This is a genomic window from Rhodococcus sp. WS3, from assembly GCF_003797085.1.
Taxonomy (GTDB): domain Bacteria; phylum Actinomycetota; class Actinomycetes; order Mycobacteriales; family Mycobacteriaceae; genus Rhodococcus_F; species Rhodococcus_F globerula.
In genome coordinates this window covers 622,479-638,172 of sequence record NZ_RKMA01000002.1, presented here as the reverse complement: position 1 = coordinate 638,172, position 15,694 = coordinate 622,479, and the positions used below count along the sequence as shown (strand labels likewise).

Sequence of the window (15,694 nt, the reverse complement as noted above, 5' to 3'; positions counted from 1 at the left end):
GGGCGATACGAGAGGAATCTCTCGTATCGCCCCTTCTTGTGCTGTCAGATCAGGCGACTACTGCTGTTTCGATGGTGATCGGGGTGTTCGGGGCACCGCCGCCGGTGGCTCCCATGCTTCCGTCGTCACCGTCGGCGGCGATCTTCTCGATGGTTGCAAGACCGGCCTCGTCGATGGTCCCGAAAACGGTGTAGTCGGGCGGGAGGAGTGAATCGTCGTAGACGAGGAAGAACTGGCTACCGTTGCTGTCCGGCTGTGATGAATGAGCCATGGCCAGAGTGCCGCGCGGGTAGACGACCGGCAACGACAGCGCCGGATCGTTCTCGGCGTACACGGTGGTCGGGTACTCGTTGGCAAAGCCGAATCCCGGTCCGCCCGTGCCCTGGCCCGAAGGATCTCCGCACTGGAGGATCTGCAAGCCCGGGCTGGTGACGAGGCGATGGCACGGGGTGTCGTCGAAGTACTTCTGCTCGACCAGGCTGACCATGCTGTTGACGGTGCACGGGGCGGCTGTGCGGTTGAGTTCCATACCGATCGGTCCGGCGGTGGTGGTCAACTGGACGTTTACGGTGCCCTCGGCGGGGACGCCGGTGGAAGTCGGAGTGTCAACCGTCTTGGCTGCACCCGCCGCCGGGGCATAGGTGCAGTCGACCGTGGCACCAGCAGGCGCCGGAACGGCGGGCAACTGTTCGAACTGCGACATGTCGAGTGGTGCTGACTTCGTGGTCGACTTCGCGCTCGCCTGAGTGCTCGACGACGCGGAATCGGACTCGGAGTCGTTACTGGAACACCCAGCGAGGACGAGGGCGGTGACGCCGACGGCCGCGATCAGAAGGGACGTGCGTTTCATCAGTCGATCCTTACAGTCCTGATATCGGTGGTGAGGTTCGGCGTGCCGTCGCCCTCGGGCGTGCTGCCACCCGCCGCGATCTTGTCGAGCGTCGCAAGCCCGGTCTCGTCGATCGTGCCGAATACGGTGTAGTCAGGCGGGAGCTGTGAATCGCCGTAGACGAGGAAGAACTGGCTACCGTTTGTGCCGGCCCCGGCGTTGGCCATCGCGATCATTCCGCGGCTGTACGTCACCGGCATCTGAGCGGCCGGGTCTGCGGCGTCGAAAGCAGTGGTCGGGTACTCGTTGTCGAAGCGGTAACCGGGTCCGCCGCTACCGGTGCCCGACGGGTCGCCGCACTGCAAGACCTGCAATGAGGGGCTCGTCGTCAGGCGATGGCATGTCGTGGCGTCGAAGTAGTTCTGACCCGCGAGGCTCACAAAGTTGTTGACCGTGCACGGCGACTTCGTTCCGTCGAGGACGAGGCCGATATTGCCCTGCGACGTCTCCATGCTGATGCTCGGCGTCGCGTCCGGCGCCGTGGTGGGGATGCCGTCCGCGCGTGGCGGGTTGTTCGGCTTGGATGCCGGCGCAGCGTCAGTCGGGTAAGCGCACGAGACGGTCTCTGCCAAGGGCGTGAGCAAACCGGCAGGCATGGCGGCGGCCGTCTGCTCAGACGTCGATGTGGCGTCGTCAGCGGTGTTCTCGGTGCTGCTGTCGTCACCTCGGGTGAGCAGGACGATCCCGGCGACGACGGCAACAGCCACGACGACACCAGCAGCCGTGTAGACGATTGTCATTTGCTTGCGCTTGCGCGCCCGCTCGGCGCGGCGTTCGAGCTGGCGCTCGAGCTTGCGTTTTGCCGCCTGGCGGCGCTGCTCGTTACTCGGCACTGCTGGAGTCCTCCATATTCACGGGTGGAACTGCGTCTGGTCGGTATAACTTCAGTTGTCGGAAAGTCTCCCACTGCAACCTGAGAACTTACTGGCGGGGCAGCAGCTTTAGGCTGTACGTGACACCGTGTTGCCTGATTCGCCCTTCGAAGAGGAGTTACCTCAAGTGCTCGTGACTGGTTTTCCGGCCGGGATGTTCCAGACCAACTGCTACATACTCGCTCAGGACGATGCCTGCGAGTGTGTGGTGATCGATCCGGGTCAGGACGCTGCTGAGCCGCTGTTCGAGTTTCTCGACTCCAAGGACATGTCGGTGACGGCCGTGTTGCTGACGCACGGGCATCTCGATCACATGTGGTCTGCGCGTGAGGTCTGCGAGCGGTACTCGGCGCCGGCCTACATTCACCCGGATGATCGCTACATGCTCACCGACCCTGCCCGGGGAATCGGTCCGACGATGAAGGACTTCATCAAGGACATGTCCTTCGTCGAACCGGACGAGGTCATCGAACTATCCGACGGGGACTCGTTCGAGCTCGCCGGAATGTCCTTTGCGGTCGATCACACGCCGGGCCATACGCAGGGATCTGTTGTCTTCCGCACCCAGGCGGGTACTGCAGAAGGTCCGGTCGATCTGGCTTTCACAGGCGACACCCTGTTCCAGGGCTCGATCGGGCGAAGTGACCTTCCCGGTGGCAACCATGAACAATTGCTCGATTCCGTCACGAAGAAACTTCTGATTCTCGACGACGCGACAGTCATCCTCCCCGGGCACGGCGACAACAGTTCCATCGGCGCCGAAAGAAGCTCCAATCCGTTTCTCGTTGGACTCAGCGGACAGAAATAAGGAAAAGTAACCACTCGTGAGTAAAGCCAGCACCTTCTCTGCACCCAAGGGCGTCCCGGATTACGTTCCGCCGCAATCCGCCGAATTTGTCGCCGTCCGTGACGGATTGACGCGCGCCGCACGTCTGGCCGGATACGGCCACATCGAATTGCCGATCTTCGAGGACACCGCACTGTTCGCCCGCGGCGTTGGCGAGTCGACCGACGTCGTCAGCAAAGAGATGTACACGTTCGCCGATCGCGGTGATCGTTCCGTGACTCTGCGCCCTGAGGGTACGGCCGGAGTCATGCGCGCCGTGATCGAGCACAACCTCGACCGTGGCACGCTTCCCGTCAAGGTCAGCTACGCGGGCCCGTTCTTCCGCTACGAGCGTCCGCAGGCGGGTCGCTATCGTCAGCTGCAGCAGGTGGGCGTCGAGGCCATCGGCATCGACGATCCGGCGCTCGACGCCGAGGTCATCGCTATTGCCGACGCCGGGTTCCGTTCGTTGGGACTCGACGGCTTCCGTCTCGAGATCACCTCGCTCGGTGACGACACCTGCCGCCCGCAGTACCGTGAACTGCTGCAGAAGTTCCTCTTTGCACTTCCTCTCGACGAAGAAACCCGTCGCCGCGCCGAGATCAATCCGCTGCGCGTCCTCGATGACAAGCGCCCCGATGTCCGGGCGATGACGGCAGATGCGCCGCTCATGCTCGATCACCTGTCGGACAGCTGCAAGGCGCACTTCGACGAGGTCCTGAGCCACCTCGACGCGTTGGGTGTTCCGTATGTCGTCAATCCGCGCATGGTCCGTGGCCTCGACTACTACACGAAGACGACGTTCGAGTTCGTCCACGACGGTCTGGGCGCGCAGTCCGGTATCGGCGGCGGCGGTCGATACGACGGTCTGATGGAGCAGTTGGGTGGACAGCCGTTGTCCGGCATCGGTTTTGGTATCGGTGTCGACCGCACGGTGCTGGCACTCGAAGCTGAGGGCAAGTCCGTCGCTCCGCCGGCGCGCGTCGATGTGTTCGGCGTGCCGATGGGATCCGAAGCGAAGGGTAAGTTGGTTGCCATTGCACATCAGTTGCGTGGCAATGGCATTCGTGTCGATCTGGCCTACGGAAACCGTGGCGTCAAGGGGTCGATGAAGGCTGCCGACAAGTCCGGTGCGGCCTTTGCGCTTGTCCTGGGTGAGCGTGAACTCGAAGAAGGTGTTGTTGTCCTCAAGCACCTCGCGACGGGTGAGCAGGAGTCGGTTTCGCTCGATGAAATCGTCGACAGGCTCGGGACTCTCGTTGTCTCGTGACGTAGAACCGGTTTCGCTTGATCTTGTCCCGATCGCGCTGATTGCGCCGAGACTCAAGCGGATTGCCGTCGCGGTGATTGTGCTCGGTGTTGTGGTCGGCCTGGTCGTGAGCGTCTTTGCCTCGACGACGGTGGCGCTGCTGGTCGGCTTCATCATCGCCGTTCCGACGTCGCTTGCGATCTTGATGACCTTGCGTCGACACATCACGTTGTACGGCAAGAAGATTCGGGCGCAGGCGGGTTTCCGCACCGGTGAGGTCGACGCGGCGGAGGTGGTCACCGCCGAGCTCATGGTGCGCACGGGGCGGATCAGCGAAGTCAGTATGAAGTTGACCGACGCGCGATCCAGCGTGCGAATTCCCCTTGCTCTCTACACCGCAGGGGGAGGGCGCGAGCTGGAAATCCTTGCGCTCCGCAAGCTGGCCGACGCCTTGGCGTCGAGTGAGTTGGTGCCCGCGGCAGCTTTGTCGTCGGTGCTGATCGAGCAACTGCGCGCGGAAGCGCGTGGTGCCGGTTTGGCGGAGCGGCCACTGTACCGGGCAGTGGAGCTGGTGAGCGCAACGGGAAGAGTGCCGAGAACCACACTCACGGACCACGAAGTGGCGGGTTTGCTGGACTAGCGTGGAAGTCGTTCGCAGAAGTGAAAGCAGAACGGCAAGTGGAGGAGTCGGCAATGAGTGTTTCGCCAGTAACCGTCACGGTGACCGGAGCGTCGGGTCAGATCGCCTACGGATTACTTTTCCGGATCGCTGCAGGTGACATGCTCGGACCCGATGTTCCGGTTCGCTTGCGACTGCTCGAAATTCCTTCTGCCGTGTCCTCTGCCGAGGGGGTGGCGATGGAACTCGAAGACGGCGCATTCCCGTTGCTGGACTCTATCGACATCACCGACAATCCCGACGTTGCGTTCTCCGGCGCAAACGTCGGGATGTTGGTGGGCGCTCGGCCGCGCAGCAAGGGCATGGAGCGCGCCGATCTGCTCAGTGCCAACGGCGCGATCTTCACTGCACACGGCAAAGCGATCAACAACAATGCGGCCTCCGACGTGAAGCTGCTGGTAGTGGGCAACCCCGCCAACACCAATGCGCTGATCGCGATGAACAACGCTCCTGATGTTCCGAACGTACGCTTCACAGCTTTGACCAGGCTCGATCACAATCGCGCCATTGCGCAGGTGGTCAAGAAGACCGGTGCGGCGGCAGCGTCGGTTCGTAGGGTATCGATCTGGGGTAATCACTCCGCGAGCCAGTACCCGGACCTGTCTCACGCGACGGTCGAGGGCAAGCCGGCGCTCGACGTGATCAATGACCGCGAGTGGGTGGAGAACGATTTCATCCCGACGGTCCAGGTGCGGGGTACGGCGATTATCGCGGCCCGTGGATCGTCGTCAGCGGCGAGTGCGGCAAGTGCGTCGATCGATCACGTCCGCGACTGGGTCGGCGGAACGGCCGAGGGGGACTGGGTGTCGATGGCGGTTCCGTCGGATGGTTCGTACGGCGTTCCCGAGGGCTTGATCTCGTCGTTCCCCGTCACGTGTGCCGGTGGCGAGTACAGCATCGTTCAGGGGCTGTCGATCGACGAATTCTCGCGCGCTCGCATCGATATTTCGGTGAACGAGCTGGAACAAGAACGAAACGCGGTGCGCGAACTCGGGTTTGCCTGAACCGGACTCGGGCCCAAATTTGCGGAGCCGTTTGCTGTTGCAGCGCTTGGTGTGGTTCCGCCGCGTCGCGCGCTGATTGCGCCCCCGCGCGCCTGATCAATGCTGCGGGGGCTCATTTGTGCTGCGGGAGTGAACTGGTTCGTCTTGCGTGGTGGCGAAACCGCGACGCTTTCCTAAAAAGAGACCCGACGAACATGTTCGTAACGAACATGTTCGTGTAGAGTTTCGGTATGTCAACCCCCAACCGCAGTCGCCGTGAACGGCCGGCAAAACCCGCGCTTTCTCGCGAGGGGATCATCGCCGCAACTATCGAGATCGTGCGCGCCGAGGGGCTCGAGAAGGCAACCATGCGTCGTGTCGCGCAAGCGCTCGACACAGGTCCTTCCGCGTTGTACGTCTATGTCGCGAACACTGCCGAACTGCATGGCGGCGTCCTCGACGAACTCGTTCGGACGCTGGATGTGGCACCGGACGGAGACTGGCAAGATCGGCTGGTGGCGCTACTGCGCGACTATGCGGACGTTCTGTTCGCATTTCCTGGTTTGGCGAGATCGGCACTCGTGCTTCGTCCGTCTGGCCCGAATTCGCTCCGGATATTCGATCGGGTGCTCGGGCTGTTGATCGACGGCGGGGTTGATCCTGCGCGTGCGGCTTGGGGTGCTGATCTGCTTCTCCAGAATGCCACCGCGGCCGCCGCCGAGCACAGCACTCCCAGTCCGAGCGACATCGACGCATCCGTTGATGACGAGGCCGCGTGGGAAGGCCTTGTGCGCGCGGTTCGAACTGCCGACCCCAAGGAACTTCCCAGCATCGCCGAGCACGCCGATGCGATTCTCGCCGGCGCGCCCACCGAGCGCATGACGTGGTCGATACGAGCGCTCATTGCCGGTATCGCGGCCACTCCGACATCACTCACACACCACGAATCGCCCTGACTGAAACTACTTTTCGAGGAGAACCATGACTACTCACTACCCCATCGCGATCATCGGTGGGGGGCTCGGTGGCCTCATCGCTGCCCGCGTCCTCCATGTTCACGGCATCACGTCGGCTGTGTTCGAACTCGAGCCCAGCCGCAGCACCCGAGTGCAAGGCGGCATGCTCGATATCCACGACCACAACGGCCAGAAGGCCATACGCGCCGCCGGTTTGTGGGAACCCTTCTGCGCGTTGATTCACCCTGGTGGCGAAGCAATGCGCATACTCGATCACGCCGGAACAATCCTTCGGGAAGAGGCTGATGGCGGTACTCTCTCGCGACCCGAGGTAGACCGCGGCCACCTCCGCGACATGCTCATAGATTCTCTACCCGACGAGGCTATTCATTGGGGGCACAAAGTCACCCGAATCAGTCAGGTCGAGGGCGTTGCCGGTCGCCACGAGGTTTCCTTTGCGGACGGTGGGAGCATCACTACCGACCTCCTCATCGGTGCCGACGGCGCCTGGTCGAAAGTCCGGCCGCTCGTCTCCGACGCCTGGCCGACGTACAGCGGGATCTCCTTCATCGAAGCGGACCTGCTCGACGCCGATGAACGTCACCCCTCGGCGGCTGCGGTCATGGGCGGCGGCATGCTTTTTGCATTCCGCGGAAACATCGGAATCCTGGGCCACCGCGAAAGTGATGGGAGTCTGCACAGTTACTTGGGTGTCCGTGCCGATGAGAACTGGATTGACACTATCGATTTCACTGATGTTCCCGCGGCAACGAGTGCGATTCTCCGATTGCTCGACGGATGGGACAACTCCCTTCGTGACTTGATTGCCCGTGCCGACACCGGCTTGACTCCGCGCCGCATCGTCGCCCTCCCTATAGATCATTCCTGGAAGCGCGTCCCCGGCGTCACCCTCCTTGGCGACGCCGCGCACGTGATGTCCCCATTCGCAGGAGAAGGCGCGAATCTTGCGATGTACGACGGTGCGTTGCTCGCCCTGGCAGTCAGCGAACACTCCGGTGACGTCGAATCTGCGCTCGCTGCCTATGAAGCAGAGCTATTTCCGCGAGCAGCCAAGGCTGCTGCCGAATCTGCCGAGAGCCTCGAAATTCTCTTCAGTGAGAATTCGCCGCAGGGGTTGGTAGACATGTTCGCCGGCTTCGACGAGCAGGATGCTGCGGCGGCGACAACGTGACAGAATCTCAATTGCTTTCGGTCATTTCGGGGTAACAAGCCAAGTCGCAGTAGCAGCCTCCTTGTCGAATATTGCTGTGCATCAATGACTCTCGAGTGAATATTTTTGGAACCTGTCCGAAATGCCTCTTGAATCGAATGGTTGTTCGAGTATAATTGGGGTCACGGGTGGGGAGGCCTTGATGACTACGGTGAGCGATTTTGTTTCGGTGGGGGATGTTGTTGCCGGTTCGGCTGTGGGTGTGCGGGGCAGGTTGTGGCGATTGCGACCGGCTGAGGTTCGGGACGTTGCCGTCTGTGCGTCTGCGGAAATTCTTCGGCTGGAAGCGATTCGGGTTGCCGCAGTCGACGAGTTGGCACTCAACCCGGATGAACAGGTGCTCTGTTACCGGGGTGTTGGTCGCTGGTTGGCGGCGAATACGATGCTGCAGAACGCGGCCGGTAACAAGATCGCTGCCCTCGGTGCTGCACTGCGGGTATTCCCGGATATTGCTGCCCAATTCGAGGCCGGCGACCTCTCGCTCGATCATGCGGCAATAATCGTCGCGTTCTGCGAATCCCCACCAAAAGGAATGCCGGACAGGGCGTTACCGTCCTGTATGAAGACTCTTCTTGCTGCCGCATCCGGCGTGGAGGCGACCACTATCAAGCTGCGGTATGCGATTGCGGTTTTGGAGCGGATCTTCGAATCCGATGAGATCCCGCCCGGTGAGGATGATGATCTCAATGTGTTGCGGATTTCGCCGACGCTCAACGGGCGCGTGGCGATCAAGGGTGATTTCGACGCGTTGACCAGTGAGATGTTGTTGTCGGCCCTCTCGGGGTTGTCGATGCCGAAACCGGCCGCGGACGGGACCCCGGATCAGCGATCGGCAGCCAAACGAACCGCGGATGCGTTCACGGAGCTTATTCGCCGCTATCTCGACAATGCCGTCACCGGTGTTGATGGTGGTCAGCGTCCGCACGTGAATGTGCACATCACTGCGAAAGATCTTGCGGAGCATCGGGAATGTGCCACCCTGCGCAGCGATGTCGCGGCGGATTTCGATGAGCCTGATGTCGAAGATCTTGATGTCGGATACATGCCCTGGATGGGACCACTGAGTGTGAGCCTGACCCGGATGCTTGCGTGTGATTGCATGCTCTCCACCGTGTTGATGGACGGCAACGGTGCACCGCTCGATGCGACGCCGCACAAACGCCTCGTCACACCGGAACAGCGGACTGCGTTGATTGCTCGGGACAAAGGCTGCACCTTCCCTAACTGCGATGCGGTTCCGGCTTGGTGCGACGCCCACCACATAAAACCCTGGTCAGTGGGCGGTCTGACGGTGATGGACAATCTCACCCTCCTCTGCCGTAGCCACCACCGATTGATCCACAGCACCAGTGGGTTCCGCGGGATCTGGGAAATCAAGATGGGCGATGATCACAAACCTTGGTTCATCCCACCAGCTGCGATCGACCAGAAACAAGGACGCCGACGCTCCACCACCCGTCAAGGCCCGGTGCACCGAGACTGAATCCGGCTGCGCCGGAAATAGATACCGCGCCCAAGCTTCGCATCACCAACAAAGACGATGCGAAGCCCACACGCATGCGCCGGTTCAACTAGATTTCGAAAGCATCCTCGAGTCCAGGCTCGTTGTTCAGTGTCTCGGGTTTGAATTTGAGCAGATAGCAGAAGTACATCGCTCCTGCTGTGATCAAGCCGGCCACCACCAATACCGGGGTCAACGTTCCCGACGCAATCAGTACGAACAAGCTGAACAGTATCCACACGAGCGCGGCAATCGCGATCGGCAACTCGAAGCGGCCGAGTTCGAACGCGCCCGGCTTGTGATCGAGTCGCCTGCGTACGGCCAGATAGAGGACGATCGTCATGCCGTAGAGGAGGAACGGAATGATCGTTGATGCCAGGATCAATTCGAGCAATGCGGCACCTGGTAGTGCGATCATCAAGACGACGCCGATGACAAGAACCAGTATGGTCGCCGGGATCGGTGTCTTGGTACGAGGGTTGACTCGCCGCATCAGTCGGTGCGCAGGGAAGCGTGCATCGCGGGACATCGCAAAAATTATTCGTGACACTCCAGTCATCACGACCAGTCCGGCGGCAAAGAACGCTAATGATATCGCTACCAACAATATTCGCTCCACCACGGGACCAAGTTGATCTCGCATGATCGCCGCAACCGGTGAGCCGCTTTCGGTTATCTGGGGGATGTCGTCGATGGCGACGGTCAGCGCGATCAGGAAGAACATTCCCAGAATCCCGGCTGCCACTACCGATCCGACGATTGCGCGGGGGACACTCCGAAACGGGTCTCTGGCCTCTTCAGCCATGTTCGCTGCGGCGTCGAATCCCTGGAGCGTGGCAAAACCCAGAATCATCGCAGCCATCACCCCGCCGCCGACGGCAAAGTAATCGGGAGCGCCTTCGGTGATACCACGCGATGTGAGGTTGTCGGTTGTGCCGTTTCCCGTCACCACCACAGCAACGATCAGCGCAATGCCGAGCACCACAACAATCGCCAATTCGACACCTACAGCGGCTGAGTTAACCAGTGCGACAATCCGTGTCGAGGCAATGGCGAGCACAGTCTGAATCAGCAGAGTGACTACGGTGATTACTCGTGCCGTGTCCTCGTTCGGTTCCATGTTGAGCAGGGGCATGAGGCACTGACTGGCAAGCGCATTGTCGATTGCGCTCACACCGATCGCCAACGCCCAGACTGCCAGCCAGCCGAATACCCAGCCCACTTTGGGGTTCGCCAGCCGCGACGCCCATTGGTAGGAAGACCCGCTGAGCGGAATGCGGGCTGCGAATTGCGCGTAAACCAACGCCACCAGGATTTGCCCGCATACTGCCACGACCCACAACCAGATTCCGACTGGTCCTGCGTTGGCAAGGACGGAATCGAAGGTTCCGAAGATGCCGATTACCACGGAGATGAACGCAAACGAGATCGCGAACATCTGGAATGAGTTCAGAGTTCGCTTCAGTTCGGGTTCGTAGCCGGCGCGTCGTGAGACATTGTCCGCGGTTGGGTCATCTGCCAGCGACTTTGTCACCGTGGTGACCTCGTATCTCTGAAGAGGTGTCTCGAAGACGTTCTTCGCAGTCCCACGCTAACGCAGGTGGCACGCGGGAGCCGGCCGGTTCCCCGGAATAACCTGGATAAACGTGATTGGGCCAGGAATATGTTGTGGGGCTTTGTTTTAACCGCATCTCGGCAACTAGCGGTTAACGCTGTCTATGCCTGCGCTCGTGGGTGGATAAAATCGAAGCCGCAGTGGCCGCGATCGTTCGATCGTTGTCCTGGGTCAGCCGGGCGAGAGCTCCGTGTGCCGATGGACCGGGAATCTCCGCAAGCGCCTGAGTAATTCGCAACCGAGTCGGTGCGTCGGCGATGCTGTCGAGTGTGGTCTGCATCTGATCGACGATCGTGTCGGGTGATGGCGAGACGTCCGTCAAGACGCCGAGAACTTCGGCAGCCTCGACGTCGAGCTGGCCTGTCAAGACCATTTCGAGGAGGGCAGGGATCGCGTCGACGCTTCCCCGAGCGCCGAGAGCGAGAGCCGCGCGTGAGCGGACGGTGGCGTCGGAATCCTCGAGTGCTTGTCTCAGATGTGTGGTTGCCTCCGAGGTGTGTACGGCTGCAATTGCGGCAACGGCGCGGCGTCGGACGTCGACCTCCTGAGACTGGAGGCCGACGGCGAGATTTGTGACTCCCTGACCGGCGGCCCTGTCCAACGACCACTGGAGCGCGCCGGCGACATTGAGATCGTCTTCCGTCAATGCTGCCTCGACCAATGCGTCGATGGGCAACGACGCATTGCCCTCCTGATTCAGGATTGCTTGTTGACGGCGGGCAGCAAACTCCGACTCGAGCGCACGCAACAGGGTGACCATTCGTAAAACGTCCTCCCACTCCGACGGTGCCGTGGCGTCGACGCGTTCGAGATTCGTGAGCAGTTCCTGTTCGGCAGCGATGCGCTGGCGCGTGTGTTTGATGAGATCACCCACCAGATCGGCGGGAGCAAAATCGGGGTCGTCCAGGGCGCGTCTGGTTTCGTCCAACGAGAGCCCGAGCGTCCTCAGGCTCTCGACATGGAAGAGCCGGCGGATGTCGTCGGCTGAGTACTCGCGGTAGCCGCCGGACGTGCGGCCGGTGGGCTCCACCAGGCCCAAGGCGTCGTAGTGACGCAACATTCGCGTACTGACACCGGACTGCCGCGAGACTTCGCCGATTAACATCTTTACTCCTGTTCTCTACGTGTGCGGCCCGACGATAGCTACACGCTGCGCCAATTCCACTGCGAGGGTGAAGCCACTGTCGGGATCCAAGTAAAGCCGCTTAGTTGCAACTGCATGTGAGCGAATCTTTGGATCAGGACTCGACGCAGCCGCGTCGAGGATCGGTAGAGCGGACTCCCCGAGACTCACCAGCGCCCGGCTGAGGCTGAGGTGAAGGTCCGTGTCGCCTCGTCCGAGTTCAGTGGCCAGATCAGCCGCAAGCGCGGCCTCGTCGCCTGGTCGTACGAGTGCCACAGCCGCCCGCCAGGCGCTGCACGCGACCTCGTCGTGGTCGTCATGCAGCAGTGCTATCACGGCAGGCCAGGAAATGGGATCCCCGATCTTGGACAGGGTGTGAAGCGCCTGGCTGCGAGCCTGGACGGAGTCGGATTCGAGTTCGTCGGTCAGTCTCGGCACTGTCACTTCGGCGGGGAGTCGGCACAACGCCCAGGTAAGCATGTCGCGGACAAAGAAATCCGGTTCAACAGCGCATCGATCGACAAGGGCTTCCATCAAGCCCGGATCACCCCGGGTACCTACAGCGAGTGCAGCCCGAAGCCGGTCCGACGAGTCGGTCGCAGCTAGCGCGTCGACGAGGTGAGTATTCGACCCACCGTTGTTGGTTGTGTTCACGACAACCACCTCCTTCGTCGACCATCTGAGTCCTTGTCACTGTGTGAAGGTCAAGCCCGGTTGTCAGCAGTCGTTGATCACCGTGATGGCAAACCTGTACGTCGGCCGTCTAGCTCCAGTTAGAGTTGTTCGACGGCCGGCTTTCTCGGCGCGAAATGCGTCCAGAGGTCGCGTACGCACTTGCGGCAAGGAATGCACTCGCGTAGTCCTGCAACGGAGCGATGGAATACTGCGCGAGCCGGTAGTGACAGTTATCGAAGCGCCGAACGGCCAATCTGCATTGATCGTCTCTCATGTGGTGGACCACAGCAGGAGCGAAGAATTGGTTGTCACGGACCAGGCGGTTCTGGTGGATCTCTTGGCGGATGGCGACGCAAACGAACTCGAGTTCACAATCGTTGGATGCTCTGTTTTTGCCGCGACGGCAATCGAGCACTACAGCGCGGGTTGACTACAGACGCTGATGGCCTCGTGCCTGGCACTCTCAACGTCGCGTGGACATTGGGGGTTATTGTCGCGAGATGGTCGCGCGGTCGCCGGTTCGCGTCGAGCACCTCGTCGACCGACGACATAGACGCTCGGAGTTCCGCTTCGAGGCAGGTTTTGGCTTTGGTCGAGGTTGGAGATGATCGCTTGCGTGTCTGCCGCGCCGCTCGGTCAGTTGGGTCGACCGTTTAGTTGGGTGATTGCCGGCAAGGGGTTGCGGAGTCTAGGTTCTGCTGTCTCACTGTTCTGCTGTCTCACTACTGAAAATTTCAGCGGTACTCGACTTGTGAGTTGCCCCGAATTTACAGTTAATCATTAGCTCCGGCCGCGGAATTTGATTTGTGACGGAAATTGAGCGTCCAGGGCGAATCACCGATCAGAGACAGTCTCTTGCAGTGCAAATTGCCCTGATCTGTTGGGAAACGAGAGGTGCGTCCATCAACAATGGCGTGATGTCGGTTACGATTTCTCGATGTTAGTTCTCCCTCTGGTAGCCGAATCTGCTTGCCGAGGTGGATAAGGCGGAAGCGTGGATGATTTGTCTCTCTGGCTGCAAGGAATCTGTATCTGCTGGTCGAGATTCTTTAATGTCGGATGCTAAAATCGGCGTAGTGCCCAGGTATCCGTGAGGAGGTGTGCAGTGGCGTTGGAGTCTCAGTCGCATTCACTGCGCGGTGTTTACGGGATCTCGGTGATGTCGGAGCTATCCGGAGTCGGGCCTCAGACGTTGCGTTTGTACGAGCGGCGGGGGTTGTTGACGCCTACTCGCACTGGTGGTGGAACGCGTCGGTACAGCGAGTCAGATTTGGAGACTTTGCGTCGTATTACCGGGTTGGTCGATGACGGGGTCAATTTGGTTGGTGTGCGGTTGATTCTTTCGCTCGAGGCGGAGAATTCGGTGCTTGCGGCGCGGATTGCTCAGTTGAGTGAATCTGCCGACAGCCTTACTTGATTGAACACGCGATTTGCTGGAAGTCTGCGTCTGCAACGATCTTGTTTTCCTCGGACACAAGGATTTTCGTCGTTATGTCGACCGCGTCCGTGAGCGGTGGTTGTGCGGTTCGGTAAGAAGCTCCGTCGATACGCGGTCGGTGCGGGATTGAGAGAACCGCGGACCGCCCGTGTTCGGGTGAAATTCTGGCGTCGGATGCCGGTGGGGGAGCTTTTGATTGATTGTGGCCGGAAACGCCCCACCGCGTGAGTCTGCGAGGTGGGGCGTTTCCAGACTGTGCGACCACCTACTGCGTGACATGCGAAGCCGAGCAGGTGCTCGCAGGTTGCTACAGGTGAGGCTTCAGTTGAATCTTGACTGCTCCATCCTGCTTTTTCTGAAAGATCTCGTACGCGTGCGGTGCCTGTTCCAATGGCAGTTGGTGGGTTGCGAAGGTGTCGACTCCGAGGGGGTCGTCGTCCGTCAGGAGCGGAATGATGTCGTTGACCCACTTCTTGACGTTGGCTTGGCCCATTCGCAGTTGAATCTGCTTGTCGAACAAAGTCATCAGAGGAAGTGGGTCGATCTTTCCGCCGTACACGCCGATCACCGAGATCGTTCCGCCGCGTCGGACGATGTCAATTGCCGAATACAACGCGCCTAAACGGTCGAGACCGGCGGTGCGCATTGCCGGTGCGGCAATCGCGTCGGGAAGTAGCCCGATGAATTGCTGCGCGAGCTTCGCGATTGGCGACCCGTGAGCCTCCATGCCGACAGCGTCGATCACGGAATCCGTTCCGCGGCCGTCGGTGAGAGCGCGGACGGCGTCGCCGATCTTGTCGCCGTAGTCGTCGAGGTTGAGTGTTTCAACGCCGCGCTTTTCCAGGCGTGCGAGGCGTTCGGGTACCCGGTCGATGCCGATGACTCGAAACCCTTTGTGTTGAGCAATGCGAGCGGCCATATCTCCGATCGGTCCGAGGCCGAGGATCGTCACGGAACCACCCGGTGGCACTGCGGCGTACTCAACCGATTGCCAGGCCGTCGGCAGCACGTCGGAAAGGTAGACGAAGCGTGAATCGTCAGGTCCTTCAGGTACTTTGATGTGAGTGAACTGCGCTTGTGGGACCCGCAAGTACTCAGCTTGTCCGCCTGGTACCGAGCCGTAAAGTTCGGAGAATCCGAACAATGCCGCGCCGGTGCCTTGGTCACGGACCTGCGTCGTTTCGCACTGCGTGTACAAGCTGGAGTTGCACATGAAGCAGTTGCCGCATGAAATTTGGAAGGGGATGACGACACGGTCACCGACTTCGAGATCAGTGATGTCGGATCCGATCTCCTCGACAATCCCGATGGGCTCGTGACCGAGGATGTCCCCCGGGGTCATGAACGCGCCCAAGGTCTCGTACAGGTGTAGGTCGGATCCACAGATGTTTGTGGTGGTGACTTTGATGATGGCGTCGGTGGGTTCGACGATGGTGGGATCGGGAACTGTTTCGACGCTGATCTTCCGCTTACCTTGCCATGTAACTGCGCGCACGTTGATCGACCTCTTCTCGCTGGAATGTTGTCGCCGTTCGCCTGCCCTAAACGACTGAAGTGCAAACAAAATCGGCCGGGCCATCAGTGGCTCGTCACGTGCCCTGGAGTCTCCAGGGCTATGGGTTTACGTGGGGAACCATCCCCATGTACGAAGAAGAAC

The 15,694-nt window shown here is 60.6% G+C and carries 15 protein-coding genes; 9 read left to right on the top strand and 6 right to left on the bottom strand.

Features of this window, described 5'->3' with window-relative positions; all coding sequences use genetic code 11:
- Nucleotides 1–49 precede the first annotated feature (49 nt).
- Together EEB13_RS17005 and EEB13_RS17000 are read right to left on the bottom strand one after the other, a co-directional pair.
- Complete coding sequence (locus tag EEB13_RS17005) at nucleotides 50–850, bottom strand: peptidylprolyl isomerase (protein WP_033234663.1); 801 nt, start codon at nucleotides 848–850, stop codon at nucleotides 50–52.
- On the bottom strand, nucleotides 850–1,722 hold the full coding sequence (locus EEB13_RS17000) for a peptidylprolyl isomerase (RefSeq protein WP_141485886.1): 873 nt from the start codon (nucleotides 1,720–1,722) through the stop codon (nucleotides 850–852). Before EEB13_RS17000 ends, EEB13_RS17005 begins: the two co-directional genes overlap by 1 nt.
- A gap of 166 nt (nucleotides 1,723–1,888) precedes the next feature.
- Between EEB13_RS17000 and EEB13_RS16995 the strand changes: the two genes are divergently transcribed.
- The 7 genes from EEB13_RS16995 (at nucleotide 1,889) to EEB13_RS16965 (ending at nucleotide 9,168) form a co-directional block, all read left to right on the top strand.
- The gene (locus EEB13_RS16995; RefSeq protein WP_141485884.1) at nucleotides 1,889–2,569 is read left to right on the top strand and encodes an MBL fold metallo-hydrolase; all 681 of its coding nucleotides are present in this window, start codon (nucleotides 1,889–1,891) and stop codon (nucleotides 2,567–2,569) included.
- Nucleotides 2,570–2,585: 16 nt separating this feature from the next.
- Entirely contained in the window at nucleotides 2,586–3,857 is a 1,272-nt protein-coding gene (gene hisS / locus EEB13_RS16990; RefSeq protein ID WP_033234660.1) for a histidine--tRNA ligase, read from the top strand.
- Nucleotides 3,817–4,476 carry a hypothetical protein gene (locus EEB13_RS16985; RefSeq protein WP_372472392.1) on the top strand — a complete coding sequence of 220 codons (660 nt, stop codon included), beginning with the start codon at nucleotides 3,817–3,819 and terminating at the stop codon, nucleotides 4,474–4,476. Before hisS ends, EEB13_RS16985 begins: the two co-directional genes overlap by 41 nt.
- A gap of 53 nt (nucleotides 4,477–4,529) precedes the next feature.
- Complete coding sequence (locus EEB13_RS16980; RefSeq protein ID WP_045067993.1) at nucleotides 4,530–5,519, top strand: malate dehydrogenase; 990 nt, start codon at nucleotides 4,530–4,532, stop codon at nucleotides 5,517–5,519.
- 230 nt (nucleotides 5,520–5,749) lie between these two features.
- On the top strand, nucleotides 5,750–6,454 hold the full coding sequence (locus EEB13_RS16975; protein ID WP_141485882.1) for a TetR/AcrR family transcriptional regulator: 705 nt from the start codon (nucleotides 5,750–5,752) through the stop codon (nucleotides 6,452–6,454).
- Between the two features lie 25 nt (nucleotides 6,455–6,479).
- Nucleotides 6,480–7,646 carry an FAD-dependent oxidoreductase gene (locus EEB13_RS16970; RefSeq protein ID WP_033234657.1) on the top strand — a complete coding sequence of 389 codons (1,167 nt, stop codon included), beginning with the start codon at nucleotides 6,480–6,482 and terminating at the stop codon, nucleotides 7,644–7,646.
- Between the two features lie 181 nt (nucleotides 7,647–7,827).
- Nucleotides 7,828–9,168: an HNH endonuclease signature motif containing protein gene (locus tag EEB13_RS16965; protein ID WP_141485881.1), complete on the top strand. Its 1,341-nt coding sequence runs from the start codon at nucleotides 7,828–7,830 to the stop codon at nucleotides 9,166–9,168.
- Between the two features lie 88 nt (nucleotides 9,169–9,256).
- Here the strand turns inward: EEB13_RS16965 and EEB13_RS16960 are convergent, their stop codons facing one another.
- The 3 genes from EEB13_RS16960 to EEB13_RS16950 all read right to left on the bottom strand — a co-directional run bounded on the left by EEB13_RS16960 (nucleotide 9,257) and on the right by EEB13_RS16950 (nucleotide 12,587).
- Complete coding sequence (locus EEB13_RS16960; RefSeq protein WP_261984575.1) at nucleotides 9,257–10,720, bottom strand: APC family permease; 1,464 nt, start codon at nucleotides 10,718–10,720, stop codon at nucleotides 9,257–9,259.
- Between the two features lie 172 nt (nucleotides 10,721–10,892).
- A complete protein-coding gene (locus tag EEB13_RS16955; protein WP_141485879.1) occupies nucleotides 10,893–11,906 on the bottom strand; it encodes a MerR family transcriptional regulator in 1,014 nt (337 codons plus the stop codon).
- A 15-nt stretch (nucleotides 11,907–11,921) separates the two neighbouring features.
- Complete coding sequence (locus EEB13_RS16950) at nucleotides 11,922–12,587, bottom strand: HEAT repeat domain-containing protein (protein ID WP_141485877.1); 666 nt, start codon at nucleotides 12,585–12,587, stop codon at nucleotides 11,922–11,924.
- A 235-nt stretch (nucleotides 12,588–12,822) separates the two neighbouring features.
- On the opposite strand from EEB13_RS16950, the gene EEB13_RS16945 reads away from it, so the two are divergent.
- On the top strand, nucleotides 12,823–13,029 hold the full coding sequence (locus EEB13_RS16945; RefSeq protein ID WP_141485875.1) for a hypothetical protein: 207 nt from the start codon (nucleotides 12,823–12,825) through the stop codon (nucleotides 13,027–13,029).
- 675 nt (nucleotides 13,030–13,704) lie between these two features.
- Nucleotides 13,705–14,016: a MerR family transcriptional regulator gene (locus EEB13_RS16940; RefSeq protein ID WP_141485873.1), complete on the top strand. Its 312-nt coding sequence runs from the start codon at nucleotides 13,705–13,707 to the stop codon at nucleotides 14,014–14,016.
- Nucleotides 14,017–14,344: 328 nt separating this feature from the next.
- Here EEB13_RS16940 and EEB13_RS16935 read toward each other — a convergent pair whose 3' ends face one another.
- Entirely contained in the window at nucleotides 14,345–15,532 is a 1,188-nt protein-coding gene (locus EEB13_RS16935) for a zinc-dependent alcohol dehydrogenase (RefSeq protein WP_141485872.1), read from the bottom strand.
- Between the last annotated feature and the right edge of the window lie 162 nt (nucleotides 15,533–15,694).